The sequence below is a fragment of the Anaerostipes stercorihominis genome (assembly GCF_057535655.1).
In genome coordinates this window covers 373,825-393,896 of the sequence record NZ_BAAJCL010000001.1, presented here as the reverse complement: position 1 = coordinate 393,896, position 20,072 = coordinate 373,825, and the positions used below count along the sequence as shown (strand labels likewise).

The window sequence follows — 20,072 nt, the reverse complement described above, 5'->3', positions numbered from 1 at the left end:
AGTATAATATAAAAAAATTTTTTATGCAATCAATGAATTTGTTGTTTTTACAACAGAATATTCAAAAAAAAATAATTTATAATAGCAGTACAAAAGAAAAAGGAGAAAGAAAACATGATTCGTAGAATTATTCATATTGATGAAGAAAAATGTAATGGCTGTGGTCTTTGTGCTGAGGCTTGTCATGAAGGTGCAATTGGAATGAGAGACGGAAAGGCAAAACTTTTAAGAGATGACTATTGCGATGGTTTGGGTGACTGCCTGCCGGCATGCCCTGTGGAAGCAATTTCATTTGTGGAGCGCGAAGCGGCTGCCTATGACAAGGCGGCAGTAGAGGAAAATATGAAAAAACGAGGAGAGAAAGCTCCTGTGTATACAGGATGCCCCGGAAGCAGACCGCAGACCATGAACCATAATACAAAACAGCAAAAGGAAGCCGGGATAATTACTGCGGTACAGACTCAATTGATGCAGTGGCCGGTGCAGTTAAAGCTGGTACCAGTCAATGCACCGTATTTTGAAAATGCAAATCTTTTAATTGCGGCGGATTGTACGGCGTATGCTTACGGAAATTTTCATCAGGAGTTTATGAAGAAGAAAGTAACGTTGATTGGCTGTCCGAAATTGGATGAAGGAGATTATGCAGAAAAAATAACACAGATTCTTTTGCAAAATGAAATTAAAAGTATAACGGTTGTGCGCATGGAGGTTCCATGCTGCGGCGGAATTGAAAATGCGGTGAGAACAGCATTGCAGAATTCCGGAAAGGTGATTCCGTGGCAGGTTGTGACAATCTCAACGGACGGAAAGCTTTTAGATGACTGATTTATAGAAGAATCCCCTCTTTTGGGGATTCTTTCTTGTGTTCCATGTTTTTCTATGATACACTTGTAAATTGATATATATTGACAAAAAAGAAGGAAAGGAAACACAATTTTCATGGGATGGAATAAGATTACAATCAATACACTGACATCTGCAGAAGATATGATTAGTTATGAGCTGACAGAGCTTGGAGTTCTCGGAGTGGAAGTGGAAGACCATGTGTCTTTGACAGAAGAGGAGATGAAAGTGATGTATGTAGATCTTTTGCCGGATGATATTGCCCCGGACGACGGAACTGCAAAGATTCACTGCTATTTTGATGAAAAGGATGATTTGGAACAGATTACCATGAAGATTCAGGCAATGCTTGATCGCTTGAGTGAGTTTATGGAAATTGGAGAAGGAAGTATCTCTTTTGATAAGACAAAGGAAGAGGATTGGGTGAATAATTGGAAGAAATTTTTTAAACCAATTCGTCTGGATGAACAAATTGTAATAAAACCTACCTGGGAAACATTGGAGGAACAAAAAGAAGATGGCATAGTGGTTGAGATTGATCCCGGAACGGCTTTTGGTACCGGATCTCATGAGACGACGAAACTTTGTATTCAGGGAATGAAGCCCTATATCCGAAAGGATACAAACATATTAGATGTTGGCTGCGGAAGCGGAATTCTTTCGATCATTGCTTTAAAACTAGGGGCAGGGCGTGCAGTACTGACGGACATTGATCCTCATGCGATATCGGCATCGAAGGAAAATTTTCAAGTCAATCATATAAGACCGGAGTTGTTTGAACTGCATCAGGGAAATGTGCTGGATGATCCTGAATTTTCAAAATCCTTAGGTACAAAATGTTATTCTTTGGTGGCTGCTAATATTTTGGCAGACGTCATTTCTCCTTTGATTGAGATTGTGGATAACTTTTTGACAGAAGATGGAGTTTTTGTTATTTCAGGAATTATTGATACGAAAGAACAGGAAATTTCACAGAAGCTTGTAAAATTTGGATTTGAGATTTTGGAGACGCGAAGAATGAAAGACTGGGTCTCTTTCACGGCAAAAAAGAGGTAAAAAATGTACCGTTTTTTTATAAAAGAAGATCAGATTTTGGATGGATATGCAGTGATACAGGGTGCGGATGTCAATCATATCAAAAATGTTTTGCGGATGCGGATCGGTGAAGAAGTTTTTTTAAGTTGCGAAGGAGCTTTAGAATACGAATGTTGTCTGGAGGAATTTACAGATCAGGAAATCCGAGCAAAGATTGTAGACGTCCATGGAATGGAAGCGGAGCTTGCGTCAAAAATCATATTATATCAGGGCATTCCCAAAGGTGACAAAATGGAGCTGATTGTTCAGAAGGCAGTGGAACTGGGGGTTTCGGAGATTGTGCCGGTGGCAATGAAACGCTGCGTGGTTAAATTAGATGAAAAAAAGGCGCAAAAAAAGGTAAATCGCTGGAATAGCATTTCCTTGAGTGCCGCGAAACAAGCAAAGAGAGGGATCATTCCAAACGTATCCCAAGTTAAAACGTTTCAGGAAGTTCTTGAGGAAGCAAAACATCTGGAGCTGTTTTTGGTTCCTTATGAGGAAGCAAAAGGAATGGAAAAATCCAGAGAGCTGATGGAATCTGCGAGAGGGAAAGCGTCCATTGGAATTATCATCGGACCGGAGGGCGGATTTGAAAAAGAAGAAATTGATGCTTTGAGGGAAGCCGGAGCTGAGACGATGACTCTTGGAAAGCGTATTCTCAGAACAGAAACTGCCGGTATGACAGTGCTGTCTATATTGATGTTTATGTTGGAAGAATAGGAGAGAAGCTATGATTTATTTTGATAATGCGGCAACAACCCGCGTCTTTCCGGAGGTTCTCGCAGCGATGCAGGAAGCGATGGAAGTAACTTACGGAAATCCATCTGCAAAACATATCAAAGGGATGGAAGCAGAAAACAAGATCAGGGAAGCACAGGAAGTGATTGCAAAAACTTTGCGGGCAAAACCAAAAGAAATATTTTTTACTTCTGGCGGCACGGAATCCAACAACACTGCGATTTTGGGAACTGCAATGGCAAATCGAAGAAAGGGAAAGCATATTGTTACGACAAAGATTGAACATGCTTCTGTCTATGAACCCATGAACTATCTGGAAGGGCTTGGATTTGAGATAACCTATGTGGATGTGGATTCTTCCGGAACTGCGGATCTTGTTCAACTGGAGGAGGCAGTCAGAGAAGACACAATTCTTGTTTCCTGTATGATGGTAAACAATGAAATTGGCACGGTAGAGCCCATTTCAGAAATTGGAAAGATTCTAAAAGAAAAAAATTCCAGGACAATTTTCCATGTGGATGCAATTCAGGCTTACGGGAAAATTCCGGTGATTCCGAAAAATATGGGAATTGATTTGCTCTCCATGAGCGGTCATAAAATTCATGGACCAAAAGGGGTCGGATTTCTATATATAAAAGAAGGAACAAAGATTTCACCGATTATGTTTGGAGGCGGACAGCAGAAAGGAATGCGTTCCGGTACGGAAAATGTACCGGGCATTGCCGGGCTTTCCTGTGCCTGTGAAAAAATGATTGGGAATCAGTATGAAACTGCAGAAAAAATTCAGAAAATCAAAGAATATTTTCAAAGAAGAGTTCAGGAAATAGAAGGAATTCAGGATAACTCAGGACAGGCGCCGCATATAGCAAGTATTAGCTTTCAGAAGCTGCGAAGTGAGGTACTTCTTCATGCGCTGGAGGAGAGAGGAATTTATGTTTCTTCCGGATCTGCCTGTTCATCCAACAAAAAGCAAGCAGTCAGCGGAACATTAAATGCCATTGGATTGAAGGATGAATGGAAAGATGGGACACTGCGATTTAGTTTTTCAGTAGAAAATACGAAGGAAGAAGTAGACGAGACAATTGAAGTGTTGAAGGAACTAACGCCGATGCTTCGGAGATTTGTAAGGAAATAAAAAGGAGAGAGAAATGAAAGTAACAGCCTTTTTGATTAAGTATGGTGAGATTGCCATTAAAGGAAAGAACCGATATATGTTTGAGGATGCTCTGATGAAGCAGATTCGTTTTGCAATGAAGCCAGTTGGGGACTTTCAGGTGCGAAAAGAGTCCGGACGTATGTTTGTGGAGAGCAGAGGGGAATTTGATTACGACGAGGCCGTAGAGGCGCTTCAGAGGGTCTTTGGGATCGTTGGAATTTGTCCGATGGTGATTGAGGAACACAAAGACATAGAAAGTTTGCGTAGGACAGTGCTGGCTTTTATTGACGAACAATATCCGGTCAAAAATTTTACATTTAAAGTGCATGCAAGAAGAGGAGACAAGCAGTTTCCATTGGATTCCATGTCAATTAATATGGATCTTGGAGAAAAAATGCTGGAGGCCTTTGATGGGATAAAAGTTGATGTTCATCAACCGGACGTCATGGTAAATATTGAGGTTCGGAAATATATTTATATTTATTCTCAGGAAATAAAGGGTCCGGGCGGAATGCCGGTGGGAACCAACGGGAAAGCGATGCTGTTATTATCCGGAGGGATTGACAGCCCGGTAGCAGGTTATATGATTGCAAAGCGTGGAGTGCGGATTGACGCTACCTATTTTCACGCACCGCCTTATACCAGTGAAAGAGCAAAACAAAAAGTCGTCGATCTTGCAAAGATTGTGGCAAAATATGCAGGACCGATCAATCTCCATGTGGTTAATTTCACAGATATTCAGCTGGCTATTTATGAAAGGTGTCCGCATGATGAATTAACGATTATTATGCGCAGATATATGATGAAGATTGCGCAGCATTTTGCCGGAGAAAACGATGGGCTTGCGCTCATTACCGGAGAGAGTATCGGTCAGGTGGCAAGTCAGACCATTCATAATTTGGCAATTACCAATGAAGTTTGTGAGATGCCGGTATTTCGGCCTTGTATCGGGATGGATAAGCAGGAAATTGTGAACATTGCAGAAAAGATTGGGACGTTTGAAATCTCCATTCAGCCATTTGAAGACTGCTGTACAATTTTTGTTGCAAAACATCCGGTGACAAAAGGAAACTTAAAAAGAATTCAAAAATCAGAAAAGCATTTGGAAGATGTAATCGAAAAGCTTATGCAGGAAGCCATTGATTCTACAGAGGTTCTTCATGTAAAATAAATGGCTGGATGCGATGCAGAATGTCATCTGTCTGGTCGGAATCTATGGTAAGCTGCAGCGGTTTGGATAAATCCAGACTGAGCATATTCATCAGTGATTTTGCATCAATTGCGTACTGATCGGCAATAATCTCAATGTTGCCGGGAAAGTGATTGAGGGTATCGACAAATATGTATAAATCTTTGACTGAATTTATCTTGATGAACGTGTCACACAGCATAATGAAACTCCTTTATCAGATGAAAGCTTTTGGGCAGAAAATCAGCCCGCTTGTCAATGTCAAGGATAGTGTACTCGTATTTTGTCAAAAAGTCAATAAGAAAGGAACTTTATGAATTTACAAGGAAAACGGGCGGCGATCGTGACTTTGGGATGTAAGGTAAATCAATATGAGACGGACGCCATGTACGGAATGTTAAAGGAAGCAGGGGTAACTCTGGTGGATTCTAAGGAAGCGGCAGATATTTATATTGTAAATACGTGTTCTGTGACGAATATGGCAGAGCGAAAGTCGCGTCAGATGCTGCATCGGGCGAAAAAGAAAAATCCCAATGTAGTTGTGGTGGCGGTGGGATGTTACGCTCAGGTCGGAAAAGAAGAGCTGTCAAAGGATCAAAAGATCGATCTGATTATCGGAAATAATAAGAAGAAGCATTTAGTACAAATTTTGGAAACTTATAGGGAGACAGAAGTTCAAAAAACAGAGGTTCTGGATATTGCCAGAGATGAAATCTATGAAGATCTTCAGGTAAAGCAGCTAAAAGAGCATACAAGAGCCTATATTAAGGTCCAGGACGGATGCAATCAGTTTTGTTCTTACTGTGTCATTCCTTATGCCAGAGGAAGAGTGAGAAGTCGGGAGAAAAATCAGGTTTTAGAAGAAATCAGAAATCTTGCGGAGGGGGGATGCCGGGAATTTGTTATTACCGGGATTCATGTAACTTCCTATGGAAAGGATTTCGAGAATATAACACTCATTGATTTATTGGAAGAAATTTCAAAGATTCCTGGCGTTCAAAGACTTCGTTTGGGATCCTTGGAACCGGGATTTATTACAGAAGATACAGTAAAGCGCCTAAGTCAGATGAAAAGCTTTTGTCCGCATTTTCATTTGTCGCTGCAAAGCGGATGTGATTCTGTGCTAAAAAGAATGAATCGCAAGTATACAACGGCGCAGATCAGGGAAAAATGTGATTGTATCCGGCGCTATTTTAAGAATCCGGCTCTGACAACGGATATTATCGTTGGATTTCCCGGAGAAACAGATGAGGAATTTGAACAGACGCGAGCCTTTTTAGAGGAAATCAATCTCTATGAGATGCATATATTTAAATATTCTATCCGAAAAGGAACGAAAGCGGCAGATATGGTTCCTCAGATTGATGACCAGAAGAAATCCTACAGAAGCGGCGTATTGCTGGAGATGTCCAGAAGACATCAGCGTGCATTTGAAGAAGCACAGATTGGACAGGTTCGGGAAGTTTTAGTTGAAGAGAAGATTCACGGAAAGAAAAACATTTATACAGGACATACAAAAGAGTATATGAAGGTGGCAATATCCAGCAGTCAACCCCTGGAAAATCAGATCATACCGGTGACGATCTCAGAGATTTCAGAGGATGGTTTGGTGACTGCTGTAATGAAAAAGTGTTAAGTTCTCATGAAATTTTGGGTTTTCCATTGCTATTTCACACGTTTTATATTAAAATGGAACTACATGAAAGGGACGTGATAATTATGGATAACAATCGTACACAGCATTTTTCAGTTGTAAAAGAAGAATTCGACGTATATATGATTTTAGAGCGTGTATACGAAGCTTTACAGGAAAAAGGTTATAATCCTGTAAACCAGATCGTTGGATATCTGATGTCAGGAGATCCGACATATATTACCAGTCATAAGAATGCAAGAAGCATTATTAATAAGGTGGAGCGGGACGAGATTATGGAGGCTCTGCTTGAGAACTATATTGATACGAAATTAAAGTAGACAAGTGATATTATGAGAGTCTTAGGATTGGATTATGGGACAAGAACGGTAGGTGTGGCACTGAGTGACGAATTGGGACTGACAGCTCAGCCTTTGGAGACGATCACCCGCAAGGATGCGAAGAAGCTTCGCAGGACTTATGCACGGATTGAAGAGTTGGTGAAAGAATATCATGTCGATACCATTGTTCTTGGGTTTCCCAAAAATATGAATAATACGATTGGCGAACGGGGAAATGATACGATAGATTTCCGCGATGCTTTAGTGCGTCGTACAGGAGCAGAAGTGGTCTTATGGGATGAAAGACTTACAACGGTGGCATCAGAGAGAGTTTTGATGGAAAGCGGTGTGCGCCGTGAGAACCGGAAGAAAGTGATAGACCAGATTGCCGCGTCTTTGATTTTACAGGGATATTTAGATTCCCTATAAGAAAGGAAGTAACAATGAGAGAAAAAGAGAATCAAATTCTTTTTCTGGACGAAGATGGTAACGAAATTGAATTTATTGTTTTAGAGCAGACAACGCTTGCGGGAAGGAACTACCTTTTGGTAGCGGATTCTATGGAAGAAGACGGAGTTGTTTTGATTATGAGAGAAATTCAGCTGGAGGATGATTATGTATCCTATGAAGTTGTTGAGGACGAAGCGGAGTTGGATATGATCTCAAAAATATTTAATGAGTTAACGGATGATTTTGAAGTAAGTTTATAAGAATATTTGGAAGAAAAACGCGCCACATGGAAAATTTTTCTAGGGTGGCTTGTTTTTCGGATGCTCGAAATAAAACAATAGATTGTCAGACTGATAGAAAATGGAGGAAGAACGTTGAGAGACAATCAGCAAAGACAACAGGTAAAATCAAGAAAAGCAAATGATTCAAAAGAGAAAAGGGTATATAATAAAAACGGCTATCAATCAAGAGGGCGGCGCAGTCCGGCACAGAGAAGAAAGCCAAGTTCAGTGAAGGTGATTCCGCTGGGAGGACTTGGGCAGATCGGAATGAATATTACGGCATTTGAATGCAACAATCAGATTTTAATTGTAGACTGCGGGCTTGCATTTCCGGACGATGATATGCTGGGGATTGATTTAGTCATTCCGGATATCACCTATTTAAAGGAAAATGCATCAAAAATCCGAGGACTTGTGATTACCCATGGACATGAAGATCATATTGGTGCAATTCCATATTTTGAGAAGGAGCTGAATGTTCCCATTTATGCCACAAAGCTTACCATGGCTTTGATTGAGAACAAATTGAAAGAGCATGGGTCTCTGAATTTAGTGGAACGTCATGTGGTGTCTCATGGAGATCGGATAAGACTGGGTATTTTTGATGTAGAGTTTATTAAGACCAATCACAGTATTGCAGATGCGGCAGCTTTGGCAATTACAACACCTGCAGGCGTCATTATTCATACCGGGGATTTTAAAGTGGATCATACGCCGCTGTTTGGAGAGGCGATTGATCTTGCAAGGTTTGCGGAGCTTGGAAATAAAGGGGTTCTTGCACTGATGGCGGATAGTACCAATGTGGAGCGCCAAGGATATACACCGTCCGAAAAAAATGTAGGAAAACGTTTGGACAGTCTGTTTGCAGAACACTTGAAAGGCAGAATGATTATTGCGACCTTTGCATCCAATGTGGACCGTGTGCAGCATATTATTAATTCAGCTCACAAATATGGAAGAAAAGTTGCAGTGGAAGGTCGCAGTATGGTCAACATCATTGATACAGCTTCAGAGCTCGGATATATCAAAATACCTAAAAATACATTGATTGAGACTGATCAGATTAGAAATTACCCGGATGATCAGATTGTATTAATTACAACAGGAAGTCAGGGGGAAACAATGGCGGCATTATCCCGCATGGCAAACTCGACCCATAGAAAAGTGTCGATTATGCCGACAGATACGATTATTTTCAGCTCCAGTCCGATTCCTGGAAATGAAAAAAATATTTCCAAGATTATGAACGAATTGGCAGCAAAGGGAGCGCAGGTGGTGTTTGAGGATACCCATGTATCCGGGCATGCATGCAGAGAAGAGCTGCGTCTGATGTATGCGTTAACAAAACCGAAATATGCAATTCCGGTTCACGGAGAGTACCGTCATTTAATGCGGCATCAGGAGCTGGCAGTAGAGATGGGAATTGCCAAACAAAATGTATTTGTGCTTTCAGAGGGCGATGTTTTAGAGTTGAATAAACGACAGGGAAAGGTTGTGGAGAAAGTTCATGCAGGCGGAATCCTTGTAGACGGACTTGGTGTTGGTGATGTAGGAAATATTGTTTTGAATGATCGTAAAATGCTGTCGCAGAACGGTTTAATTATTGCCACAGTAACTCTTCAGAAGCACGGAAATCAGATTCTGGCAGGTCCGGATATTGTATCCAGAGGATTTGTCTATGTAAGAGAGTCAGAATCGCTGATGGAAGGCGCCAGAGAGGTTGCTTTGGATGCTGTGGAGGAATGTATGGAGCGCAATATTACAGATTGGGCAAGGATTAAGACGAAGATTAAAGATGAATTGAGCAACTATATCTGGAAACGAACAAAACGGAATCCGATGATTCTTCCGATTATTACAGAGGTTTAGCATGAGTTCTTCTGAAGATAAAAAAATTTTGAGATCAGAGTCTTTTCAATTATTTTTTCGGACGTTGTCTTGGGTATTTCTTGTTTGCATGGTGTTTTGCATCTTTTACGGAACTTACTTTATTGCAGAGCAGACGTTTTCAAATCCGGCATATAATACGGAAAGCCAAAAGAAAATCACAGTGATTGTGAGTGATTCGGAAACACAGGAGGAAGTTGCAAAGCAGTTGGTAAGAAAGAAATTGATTTATGGGAAAAACCGATTTCTAATCCGAAAATATTTTTCAAAATACCAGGAAAAGGAGTTTCAGCCGGGAATCTATGAGTTTTCACAGTCTCAGGGAATGGATGATATAATGGGGATTCTGTGTGGAGATCAAGTATCGGAGGAGATTATACAATGATTGTGGATGCAAATATTACAGAATATATCCGCTCATTGATCAGGGAAGAAGAAAATGATTTAGCACAAATTGAATACGAGGCCAGAGAGCAGCATGTTCCTATTGTCAAACCAGAGACAAAAGAATTGCTGCGAACTCTGGTACTGTTAAAAAAACCGATGAAAATCCTGGAAGTTGGTGCAGCTGTGGGATTTTCATCTCTTTATATGAATTATTATCAACCGGAGGGTGGAAAGGTCCTGACAATTGAGCGAAATGAAACTAGAATTTTAAAAGCCAGAGAAAATATTAGAAAGATGGGCAGTGAAGGTCAGGTGACTTTGCTGGAGGGAGATGCTGTTGAGATTTTAAAGGAGATCGAAGATACTTTTGATCTGATTTTCGTGGATGCCGCAAAGGGACAGTATATTCATTTTTTAGAGGATGCATTAAGGCTTTTGGCGCCAGAAGGCGTATTGATTTCTGACAATGTACTTCAAGACGGAGATATTGCGAAATCGAGGTATGCCATTGAGCGGAGGGACCGTACCATTCATAAGCGGATGAGAGCTTATTTGGATGCTGTAAAGCATCATGCATTACTGGAGACTGCCATCCTTCCGGTAGGTGATGGCGTAGCAATCAGCATAAAGACAGGAGAAACCAATGAGAAAAATTGAATTATTAATTCCGGCGAGCAATTTAGAAGTATTAAAGATTGCAGTTTTATACGGGGCGGATGCAGTCTATATTGGCGGAGAGATGTATGGTCTGCGGGCGAAGGCAAAGAATTTTTCTATGGAGGATGTAAAAAAAGGAATTGAGTTTGCTCACAGCCATGGAGTAAAAGTTTATATTACTGCCAATATTGTGGCTCACAATTGTGATTTAGAGGGAATTAAAGAGTATTTTAAGGAATTAAAGGAAATAAAGCCAGATGCATTGATTATATCGGACCCAGGAGTATTTATGCTGGCAAAGGAAATTTGTCCGGAGATTGAGCGTCATGTCAGCACGCAGGCAAATAGTACCAATTATGCAACTTATAATTTCTGGTATGAGCAGGGTGCATCCCGGGTTGTCTCTGCCCGCGAGTTATCTTTGGATGAGATCAGAGAGATCCGTGCTAACATTCCGGAGGATATGGAGATTGAATCTTTTGTTCACGGTGCTATGTGCATTTCTCATTCCGGACGGTGTCTTTTAAGCAATTATTTTACCGGAAGGAATGCCAACAGTGGAGAGTGTACCCATCCTTGCCGCTGGAAATATTCCGTGATGGAAGAAACAAGACCGGGAGAATATATGCCGGTATATGAGAATGAACGGGGAACCTATATATTTAACTCTAAGGATTTGAATATGATTGAGCATTTGGATCAGATTCTTGGTGCCGGAATTGACAGTCTGAAGATTGAGGGGCGGATGAAAACAGCGCTTTATGTGGCAACTGTGGCAAGAACCTATCGAAAAGCCATTGATGATTGTAAGGAATCTGTAGAAAAATATAAGGAAAATATGGATGATTACAGAGCTGAAATTGCAAAGTGTACGTACCGTCAGTTTACAACGGGATTTTACTTTGGAAAAACAGATGAAAGTGCTCAAATTTATGACAGCAATACTTATATTAAAAATTATACTTATATTGGTATTGTGCAGGGGCATAATGAAAAAGGGTATGCTCTTTTGGAACAGAAAAATAAATTTTCGGTGGGAGAGACCATTGAGGTTATGATTCCGGATGGAACAAATCAGAATGTGGTTGTAAAAGCGATTGAGGATGAAGATGGGAACCATATGGAATCAGCACCGCACCCAAAACAAATGGTATATGTGGAGTTTGATCAGGAGATTGAGGAAGGATATCTTCTGAGACGAAAAGAATAGAATTCATTTGGAAAAGCACTTTTTGAAGCCAGCGATCATAGTATGATAAAAAGGCTTAGAAGGGTGCTTTCTTTTGCAAGCGTTTTTAGAACCTTTATCACTGGAAGAGGAACGACACTATCTGGAGCTAAGCCATCAAGGAGATATGGAAGCAAGAAATCTGCTGGTGGAACATAATCTTCGATTAGTTGCGCACATCGCAAAGAAATATCACAATTTTGATCGAGAGAAGGATGATTTGATTTCTGTCGGAACCATTGGATTGATTAAAGCGATCAATACTTATAAAGCGGAAAAGGGACACAGACTGGTGACTTATGCATCCAGATGTATTGAGAATGAGCTGCTGATGATGTTCCGGCAGGAGCGAAAAACATCGAAAGATACCTCGCTGTATGAACCGATCGGTGTTGACAAAGAGGGAAATGAAATTCATCTTCTGGATGTTCTTGGTTCAGAAGAAATTGATATTGCCCAAAAAATTGATCAGGATGAAACTATTCGCCAGCTTTATGAGAGGTTGAATAAGATGGAGAGTTCAAGAGAGAAGGACACTTTAATTATGCGTTACGGATTGTATGGAAAAGAGCCGATGACCCAAAAGGAAGTGGCAAAAAAGCTTCAAATATCAAGATCCTATGTCAGTCGGATTGAGAAGAAAGCAATTACAATGTTGAAGAAACAGATGGGAGATGAAATTTTTCGATAAAGTGGTTGTGAGGCACCAGAAAATTTAACAAGTTATTTGTAAAATAAAAGCATTTTCAATGAAATCACTGTTTTTATAACGGATATTTTTGGTTGAAAATGTTTTTTTCTGAAATATTTTATGTACAAAGGAGGAAAAATTAGATGGAACGAGAAGTGAATCAAGTAATTCAATTTCTTGCACAAAGAGATATCGTTGATTTAACCCCTCGATGTTTGCAGGAGAGCTATGGAATTTCAAAAGCGGATGCTATGTTTGTGTTTGGGAATGATTTGATTTTAACAATGGAATGTGCAGCAGTTTACTTTCAGAGGAATATAGCGAAAAAGCTGGTGATTTGCGGAGGGGTCGGGCACTCTACAAAATATCTTAGAAATCGGGCGGCACAGCAGAATGAATTCACGCCAGAGGAAGTAAAAAATTTGTCAGAGGCAGAAATCTACGGTGAAATTGCAGTAAGAAGATATGGAATTTCCAGAGAAAAGATTTTGTTAGATACCCAATCGACCAATTCCGGAGCAAATGCTCAGAATGGATTACAGTTGATGAGAGAAAATCATCTGGTGGCAAATCATGTGATTGTAATTCAGGATCCGATTTTACAAAAACGTGCAAAAGCTTCTCTGGAACAGCAGATCGGGGCAGATGCAGTGATTAGTTTTGCACCGTTTTTGCCGAAAGTAACAAAGGGGATCACCTTTGCAAAGCAAGGCAAGAAGCTTTGGAAGAAAGAGAGATTTTTGGAATTGCTGTTAGGCGAAATTCCGAGACTTCGGGATGATCAATACGGATATGGGCCCAAAGGGAAAAATTTTATTCCCCATGTAGAAATTCCGAAAGAAATTGAAGAAGCTTTTGAGAAGATACGAAAGGTTTATCGAAATGAGAACCAAAGGAAACTCTGATTTCCCGGAAGTTCTTTTTTCTTTAATAAAATATAGAATATAGGGAGAGGCTGAAAAGTAAGATTGCAAGTGAACATTTTCAAAAAATTGCAGAAGCTGTCAATGAAAGAGGCATTGTCACCATGAAAGAGATGGTGACATTTAATCAATTGGTAAGGAAATTTTATTCTTCTGAAATAAAGAAAAAAGAATACAATTCATCTCTTCTGTGCTATAATAGCAGAAAAATGCAGAATACCGGGGGAATTGCTTATGACATTAACACAATTAAAATATATGATTGCAATTGCGGATACAGGATCTATGAATGAGGCGGCAAAAAGTCTGTTTATTTCTCAGCCGAGTCTTTCTCTGGCAGTGAAAGAACTGGAAAAAGAGATTGGTACAGAGTTATTTAGGAGAAGCAACCGGGGGGTTTCCGTAACTCAGGAAGGAGTCGAGTTTCTTGGATATGCAAGGCAGGTAGTCCAACAATATCAATTAATGGAATCAAAATACATTGAAAAGAAAAATATAAAGAAAAAATTCGGCGTGTCGATGCAGCATTATACATTTGCGGTTAACGCCTTCGTAGAAATGGTTAAACAATTTGGTATGGATGAGTATGAGTTTGCTGTCAGGGAGACTAAAACATGGGAAGTTATAGAGGATGTAAAAAATTTTCAAAGTGAAATCGGAATTCTCTATTTCAATGATTTCAATCGAAAGATTTTAACAAAGATGCTTCAGGAAGTTGAATTGGAATTTTATCCACTTCTGGAATGCGGGATTTACGTTTATATGTGGAAAGGGCATCCGCTGGCGCAGAAAGAAGAGCTTGCCATAGAAGAGCTGGAAGAATATCCATGCTTATCTTTCGAGCAGGGGGAATATAATTCCTTTTATTTTGCTGAGGAAGTGCTAAGCACCTATCAGTATAAACGATTAATCAAAGCCAATGATCGAGCGACTTTGTTGAATTTGATGGTCGGACTTAATGGATATACACTTTGTTCGGGAATTATTTGTGAAAGTCTGAATGGATCGGACTATTGTGCAGTAAAATTAAAATCGGATGAAGTGATGACGATCGGCTATATTAAAAGGAAAGGAGTTGCAATCAGTCCTCTGGGAGAGAAATATCTGGAAGAGATTAGAAGGTATCAGACGATGGAGGGGAGATATAAGGATTATTTATAACCAGATGCTTATTTTTCATATTAGACAGAAAAAAACGGCTGTGATAATATAACCTTGTAAACAGATAGGAAATACAGAAAAGAAAATAGGGAGATATGAAAATGAGCAAAAAAAGAAATTATAAATTTGAGACATTGCAGCTTCACACAGGACAGGAACAGCCGGACCCGGTTACAGACGCAAGGGCGGTGCCGATTTATCAGACATCATCCTATGTATTTCAAAACAGTGAGCATGCAGCAGCAAGATTTGGGTTAAGTGATGCGGGGAATATTTACGGGAGACTGACAAATCCGACAGAAGATGTTTTTGAACAGCGGATTGCAGCTCTGGAAGGAGGCGTGGCAGCTTTAGCTGTTGCTTCCGGAGCAGCAGCAATTTCATACACATTTCAGAATCTTGCCCATGCGGGAGATCACATTGTAGCAGCAAAAAATATTTACGGAGGAACTTACAACCTTCTGGCGCATACACTTGTGGAGTATGGAATTACAACGACTTTCGTAGATCCCTTTGACTACGTAGAGGTGGAATCCGCGATTCAGGAAAACACAAAGGCAATCCACATTGAAACTTTGGGCAATCCGAATTCAGAAGTTGTGGATATTGAAAGGCTTGCCGAGATAGCTCACGCTCATAAGATTCCGCTGGTAGTCGACAATACATTTGCGACACCTTATCTGGTGCGTCCGATTGAATATGGAGCGGATATTGTAGTTCATTCTGCAACAAAATTTATCGGAGGACACGGGACAACCATTGGCGGTGTGATCATTGACAGTGGAAAATTTGATTGGGAGGCATCCGGGAAATTTCCTTCTCTGACAGAGCCGAATCCAAGTTACCATGGAATTAGTTTTACAAAGGCAGTAGGAGCGGCAGCATTTGTTACTAAGATTCGAGCGATTTTACTTCGGGATACCGGGGCTACACTTTCCCCGATTCATGCATTTATCTTTTTGCAGGGACTGGAAACTTTGTCTTTGCGAGTGGAACGCCATGTGGAGAATGCGCTGAAAGTTGTAGAATATCTTAAGAATCATCCGCAGGTACAGAAAGTCCACCATCCTTCTGTATCAGAAAATGATGAACAAAAGGAACTGTATCGAAAATATTTTCCAAATGGGGGAGGATCCATCTTTACATTTGAGATTCAGGGGGATGATCAGAAAGCAAAAGATTTTATTGATCATTTAGAATTATTTTCACTGCTTGCAAATGTGGCAGATGTAAAATCTCTGGTGATTCATCCGGCATCTACAACACATTCACAGTTAAACGAAGATGAATTAAAAGATCAGGGAATCTATCCGAATACGATAAGGTTGTCCATCGGAACAGAAAATATCGCTGATATTATCGAAGATCTTGAGGAAGCTTTTCAGGCTGTAAAATAAGCAGTATCGCTGTCTGATCAGATATCAATAGACCTGGATCAAAGAATATGATAAACTGTAAGCGTATAGCTTATGAATCATATAGGATACAGGAGGTACGGGATATGTATACAATCAGGAATTTTTGTGATAATGATGATGTAAAAGTTTTGGATGAACTGGGACCATTTAAAGTAATTGAATATCAGAGGGATTTAAGTGTTACTCCATGGAATGCGGAGGTGGCATATTTTTGCAATGAGATGAATGTCAGAAAACGCCAGATTGTATGTGATCTTTCCAAAGGAAATGTTACAGTACAGGCAGGAGCGATGCAGTGGATGGCCGGAAATGTTGCAGCAACTACCGGAATTAAAGGGGCAGGAGATTTTTTTTCAAAAGCGGTGCGAGGGAAAGTGACAGGAGAATCTGCCATTAAACCGGAATATAAGGGAGATGGTACATTGGTACTGGAGCCAACATATAAATATATTTTGTTGCTGGACCTGAAGGATTGGGGAGAATCTATTGTTTTGGATGATGGACTTTTTATGGCATGTGAGGCCGGCCTGAAGCAAAAGGCGGTGGCACGAAGTAATTTCTCATCTGCAATCGCAGGCTGTGAGGGACTATTTAATTTAGGCATCAAAGGAAGTGGAGTTGTATGCCTGGAATCAATGTGTCCGAAAGAAGAATTGATAGAAATTAGTCTGAATGATGATGTTTTAAAAGTCGACGGAAATTTTGCTGTTGCATGGAGTGGGAGTTTAAAATTTACCGTAGAACGTTCCGGAAAATCACTGATTGGATCTGCAGCAAGCGGGGAAGGACTGGTAAATGTATATCAGGGAACCGGAAAAGTACTTCTGGCGCCGATTGGAGAGGAAGCCATGAGTTCTATTCCGATGGGGACTGTCGAGTAAACAAAAGAAAGGCGTCACTTTGCAGGAAAGAAATCCTGCAAAGTGACGCCTTTTTATAATTGAAGTATAATTCTATAAATAATCAAGATCAGATAAAATATTTAAAATATTGTGACCTTCCTGAACACCATCAATGATTCTTCTTGCGCGAACGCTGTCTCCGATATTTAAAATCTCAACATCAGAATCAGAGAATGCTTCACGAACTTCATCAAGGATTGGAGCATTGGCTCTCATACCTAAGCATACAAATCCGTAATCAAACGGAAGTTCTTTTTCTTCGCCATCTACCTTGACGATAAAGCGGTCTGCCTTTACTTCACAAAGAGCAGTGTTTGGCATCTGATTTACATGATGTTCTTTCATTAAAGCGTTTGTTCCGCATTTGGATACCGGGTCCAGGTCTTTACCGATCTGAGGCATCATCTCGACAATGCTTACATCAGCACCTTTTGGAGCAAAATATTCCACAACGTCAAGACCGACAGCTCCGCCTCCGATGACAACGACTTTCTTGCCGGTACAATCTTCCGGATAATCTGCCAGGTGATGGATCATTCCGGTAATAGAAGCAACTTTTGATCCCTCTTTGTCGATATGGTCATGAAGTCCTTTAATTGGCGGAAGTAAAGGATTAGATCCGGTAGCGTTGACAATGATGTTAGGATGCAGTGCCTTAATCAGAGAAATGGTTGCCTCCTGTCCTTTGAAAATAAACAAATTGGTGAGTTTTGAGGCACGATTGATAAGATAATCCGGGAAATCCCTTAAACGTTTTTTATCCGGTATCTTAGAAATTTCTACGGATAATCCGCCAAGGTGGTCGTTTTTCTCAAATAAAAATGTAGTACATCCGACTTCTGCTGCAGTACATGCTGCTTCAAGACCGGCAGTTCCGCCTCCGATGACAATCACATTGCAAGGCTTATTTACTTTTTTCTTTTTGTAATCGAATCCGGAGTTTACCGTAGGATTAATGGTACAACGGATTGGGCGGTTAACTCCGATGCGGTTTCCGGCACATCCGATGTTGCAGGAGATGCATTTTCGGATTTCGGCTTCACGTCCTGTTGCAACCTTCTTTACCCAGTGAGGATCGGCAATTAATCCACGTCCCATACCGATAATATCGGCATCACCGCGACCAAGAATATCATCTGCCACATGAGGATCACGAATATTTCCCATGGTGACACAAAGTTTTCCGTATTTTTCTTTCACAGCTTTTGCCATGTAAGAGCGCCATCCATCTTTTAAGTAATTGGCATCAATCTGGAACTGGATGGATCCGTTTAATCCGGCAGATACGTCGAAGACATCTACTTCTTCCTGAAAGTAAGACAAAAGTTCCAAAGTATCCTCTAAAGTATTTCCACCCTGCATAAATTCTTCGGCACTGATTCGTACAAAAATCGGAAACATAGGTCCTACTTGCTTTCTGACTTCTTCAATGACAAGCTTTGCAAAGCGTGCACGATTTTCCGGACATCCGCCGAATTCATCGGTTCTTACGTTTGTAGTAGGGGAGAGGAACTGACTAATTAAATAAGAATGTCCGGCATGGATCTCAACACAGTCGAATCCAGATGCTTGAGCACGGGCAGCCGCTTCTCCGTATTTTTTTACAATGGTATAAATTTCTTCTTTCTCCAGCGGGCGCGGGATTTCTCCACCTGCTTTGGATGGAATGTTGGATGCAGAAACAGGCTGCATGTTTGTTCTTTTAGATTGAGCAGAAGCGCCGGCATGGTTTAGCTGAATACCAACACATGCTCCATGGGAATGCAGTGTTTCACATAATTTAAAGAAACGTGGCATATAGTTATCGTGATCAATACGAATCTGAGTTGTACCGTTAGAACCAAGGGGAGAGTCAACACTGGCATTTTCTACCATAATTAATCCAACGCCGCCTTTTGCTCTTTCGGTGTAATAGTCAATGTGTAAGAAGCTCATCTCACCGGTTTGTTCTCCGTAGTTTGTTCCCATCGGAGTCATCATAATACGATTCCTCATGGTCATATTTTTAATGGTCAGTGGTGAAAAAATATTTTTATAATTGCACTTCATAAGAATTGAAACCTCCAAAAAAATAAATCCATAATCTCCAAGAGGCTGTTATCATAAAATCTGGGTGAATGACTTATGATGCTTCTATCATAACACAGAGTTAATTATTTAACAAATCAATGTTTTTTGAAAAATCAATAAATTTTATCTATGGTATTCCTGACAAAATCAATGAATTTGCGAACGGCAGGAATCATAGGTTTTTCTTTTAGATAAGCCATATAGACCGTATGATATGGCTTTACATTATCCAGATGAAGAATTTCAATTTCATATTCTCGAAGTGATTCCACATGTGCTACAAAGCCGATTCCAAAATTTTCTGCAACCAAAGAAGCGATGGCATTTTCATCCGAGGTTTCAAAAGCAATCGATGGATTCATATGGTTTTGCCGATAAATGGAATGTGTGTATTGTCCCAGTCCGGATGTTTTATCATATCCGATCACAGGATAGGATAATAAATCTTCGAGAACCAGAGGCTTCTTGTGTTTTAGAGGATGCTCTAACGGTGTAATGATAACCATTTCCTGATTTATGACCGGAACAAATTCAATGGAAGTCTCTTCCGGAACGTAAGAGCCGAAAATAATGTCGTATTTTTCAGATTTCAAGTCGATAATTAAACGCTTGGTAATTTCCTGACTTAAAGAGAAGGTAATATCATGATTTTGCTCATGATTTAAAAAGCTCCGGACAAGTCGGGGGATATAGCTTTTGGCAAGAGGAAATACATAGCCGATGTCAATGTGTCCGCTGGAACTTCCAGCAAGAGATTTCATTTTTTGTTCTGCAATATTGATTTCCTCAAGAATACGATCGACATGGTCTAAAAAAATACGCCCGTATTTTGTTAATGCAATATTACGCCCGTTTTTTTGGAAAAGAGAGACTCCTAATTCTTCTTCCAGATTGGCAATGGAACGGCTTAAACTGGGCTGAGAGATATTTAATTCATTGGCAGCCTGATGGTAATGCTGCAATTTTGCAACTTTTTGAAAATAATAAAGCTGATTTAAATTCATAAGAACCTTCCTTAATTTAATATCTTTTGGGTAGTG

The 20,072-nt window shown here is 40.2% G+C and carries 21 protein-coding genes; 18 read left to right on the top strand and 3 right to left on the bottom strand.

Translation table 11 applies throughout. From position 1 onward, the window contains the following. The first annotated feature begins 114 nt into the window (after positions 1-114). The 5 genes from AC27EF_RS01990 (at position 115) to thiI (ending at position 4,985) form a co-directional block, all read left to right on the top strand. Positions 115-825 (top strand): ATP-binding protein, encoded by a 711-nt coding sequence (locus AC27EF_RS01990; RefSeq protein WP_487108495.1) that lies wholly within the window; start codon positions 115-117, stop codon positions 823-825. Between the two features lie 114 nt (positions 826-939). Then, on the top strand, positions 940-1,899 hold the full coding sequence (gene prmA / locus AC27EF_RS01985) for a 50S ribosomal protein L11 methyltransferase (protein WP_487108494.1): 960 nt from the start codon (positions 940-942) through the stop codon (positions 1,897-1,899). Between the two features lie 3 nt (positions 1,900-1,902). Further along, the gene (locus tag AC27EF_RS01980; protein WP_487108493.1) at positions 1,903-2,640 is read left to right on the top strand and encodes a 16S rRNA (uracil(1498)-N(3))-methyltransferase; all 738 of its coding nucleotides are present in this window, start codon (positions 1,903-1,905) and stop codon (positions 2,638-2,640) included. A gap of 10 nt (positions 2,641-2,650) precedes the next feature. Beyond that, the gene (locus AC27EF_RS01975) at positions 2,651-3,793 is read left to right on the top strand and encodes a cysteine desulfurase family protein (protein ID WP_487108492.1); all 1,143 of its coding nucleotides are present in this window, start codon (positions 2,651-2,653) and stop codon (positions 3,791-3,793) included. Between the two features lie 13 nt (positions 3,794-3,806). Continuing rightward, positions 3,807-4,985 carry a tRNA uracil 4-sulfurtransferase ThiI gene (gene thiI, locus AC27EF_RS01970; protein WP_487108491.1) on the top strand — a complete coding sequence of 393 codons (1,179 nt, stop codon included), beginning with the start codon at positions 3,807-3,809 and terminating at the stop codon, positions 4,983-4,985. Here thiI and AC27EF_RS01965 read toward each other — a convergent pair. Continuing rightward, positions 4,960-5,205: an HPr family phosphocarrier protein gene (locus AC27EF_RS01965; RefSeq protein ID WP_487108490.1), complete on the bottom strand. Its 246-nt coding sequence runs from the start codon at positions 5,203-5,205 to the stop codon at positions 4,960-4,962. The two genes, thiI and AC27EF_RS01965, sit on opposite strands and share 26 nt — an antisense overlap. Positions 5,206-5,316: 111 nt before the next feature. On the opposite strand from AC27EF_RS01965, the gene mtaB reads away from it, so the two are divergent. The 13 genes from mtaB (at position 5,317) to AC27EF_RS01900 (ending at position 16,941) form a co-directional block, all read left to right on the top strand. Beyond that, positions 5,317-6,639, top strand: coding sequence for a tRNA (N(6)-L-threonylcarbamoyladenosine(37)-C(2))-methylthiotransferase MtaB (gene mtaB / locus AC27EF_RS01960; RefSeq protein ID WP_487108489.1), 1,323 nt, complete (start codon positions 5,317-5,319; stop codon positions 6,637-6,639). A gap of 83 nt (positions 6,640-6,722) precedes the next feature. Beyond that, complete coding sequence (locus AC27EF_RS01955; RefSeq protein WP_412233692.1) at positions 6,723-6,977, top strand: IreB family regulatory phosphoprotein; 255 nt, start codon at positions 6,723-6,725, stop codon at positions 6,975-6,977. Positions 6,978-6,989: 12 nt separating this feature from the next. Next, positions 6,990-7,406, top strand: coding sequence for a Holliday junction resolvase RuvX (gene ruvX / locus AC27EF_RS01950; RefSeq protein WP_487108488.1), 417 nt, complete (start codon positions 6,990-6,992; stop codon positions 7,404-7,406). Positions 7,407-7,420: 14 nt separating this feature from the next. Continuing rightward, positions 7,421-7,687 carry a DUF1292 domain-containing protein gene (locus AC27EF_RS01945; protein WP_487108487.1) on the top strand — a complete coding sequence of 89 codons (267 nt, stop codon included), beginning with the start codon at positions 7,421-7,423 and terminating at the stop codon, positions 7,685-7,687. A gap of 249 nt (positions 7,688-7,936) precedes the next feature. Next, positions 7,937-9,577: a ribonuclease J gene (locus tag AC27EF_RS01940; protein WP_487108507.1), complete on the top strand. Its 1,641-nt coding sequence runs from the start codon at positions 7,937-7,939 to the stop codon at positions 9,575-9,577. Position 9,578: 1 nt separating this feature from the next. Beyond that, entirely contained in the window at positions 9,579-9,980 is a 402-nt protein-coding gene (locus AC27EF_RS01935; RefSeq protein ID WP_487108486.1) for a hypothetical protein, read from the top strand. Beyond that, complete coding sequence (locus AC27EF_RS01930; protein ID WP_487108485.1) at positions 9,977-10,639, top strand: O-methyltransferase; 663 nt, start codon at positions 9,977-9,979, stop codon at positions 10,637-10,639. Before AC27EF_RS01935 ends, AC27EF_RS01930 begins: the two co-directional genes overlap by 4 nt. Next, positions 10,626-11,849: a peptidase U32 family protein gene (locus AC27EF_RS01925; protein WP_487108484.1), complete on the top strand. Its 1,224-nt coding sequence runs from the start codon at positions 10,626-10,628 to the stop codon at positions 11,847-11,849. The genes AC27EF_RS01930 and AC27EF_RS01925 overlap by 14 nt, the downstream gene beginning before the upstream one ends. A 73-nt stretch (positions 11,850-11,922) precedes the next feature. Further along, entirely contained in the window at positions 11,923-12,558 is a 636-nt protein-coding gene (gene sigK / locus AC27EF_RS01920) for an RNA polymerase sporulation sigma factor SigK (protein ID WP_487108483.1), read from the top strand. A gap of 143 nt (positions 12,559-12,701) precedes the next feature. Further along, a complete protein-coding gene (locus AC27EF_RS01915; RefSeq protein ID WP_487108482.1) occupies positions 12,702-13,463 on the top strand; it encodes a YdcF family protein in 762 nt (253 codons plus the stop codon). A gap of 252 nt (positions 13,464-13,715) precedes the next feature. Next, positions 13,716-14,642 carry a LysR family transcriptional regulator gene (locus AC27EF_RS01910; RefSeq protein ID WP_487108481.1) on the top strand — a complete coding sequence of 309 codons (927 nt, stop codon included), beginning with the start codon at positions 13,716-13,718 and terminating at the stop codon, positions 14,640-14,642. 101 nt (positions 14,643-14,743) lie between these two features. Continuing rightward, complete coding sequence (locus tag AC27EF_RS01905) at positions 14,744-16,039, top strand: O-acetylhomoserine aminocarboxypropyltransferase/cysteine synthase family protein (RefSeq protein ID WP_487108480.1); 1,296 nt, start codon at positions 14,744-14,746, stop codon at positions 16,037-16,039. A gap of 104 nt (positions 16,040-16,143) precedes the next feature. Then, entirely contained in the window at positions 16,144-16,941 is a 798-nt protein-coding gene (locus AC27EF_RS01900) for an AIM24 family protein (protein WP_487108479.1), read from the top strand. 72 nt (positions 16,942-17,013) lie between these two features. On the opposite strand, the gene AC27EF_RS01895 is transcribed toward AC27EF_RS01900, so the two are convergent. Together AC27EF_RS01895 and AC27EF_RS01890 are read right to left on the bottom strand one after the other, a co-directional pair. Next, entirely contained in the window at positions 17,014-19,011 is a 1,998-nt protein-coding gene (locus AC27EF_RS01895) for an oxidoreductase (protein ID WP_487108478.1), read from the bottom strand. A 134-nt stretch (positions 19,012-19,145) separates the two neighbouring features. Then, the gene (locus AC27EF_RS01890) at positions 19,146-20,036 is read right to left on the bottom strand and encodes a LysR family transcriptional regulator (RefSeq protein WP_487108477.1); all 891 of its coding nucleotides are present in this window, start codon (positions 20,034-20,036) and stop codon (positions 19,146-19,148) included. Positions 20,037-20,072: the final 36 nt, after the last annotated feature.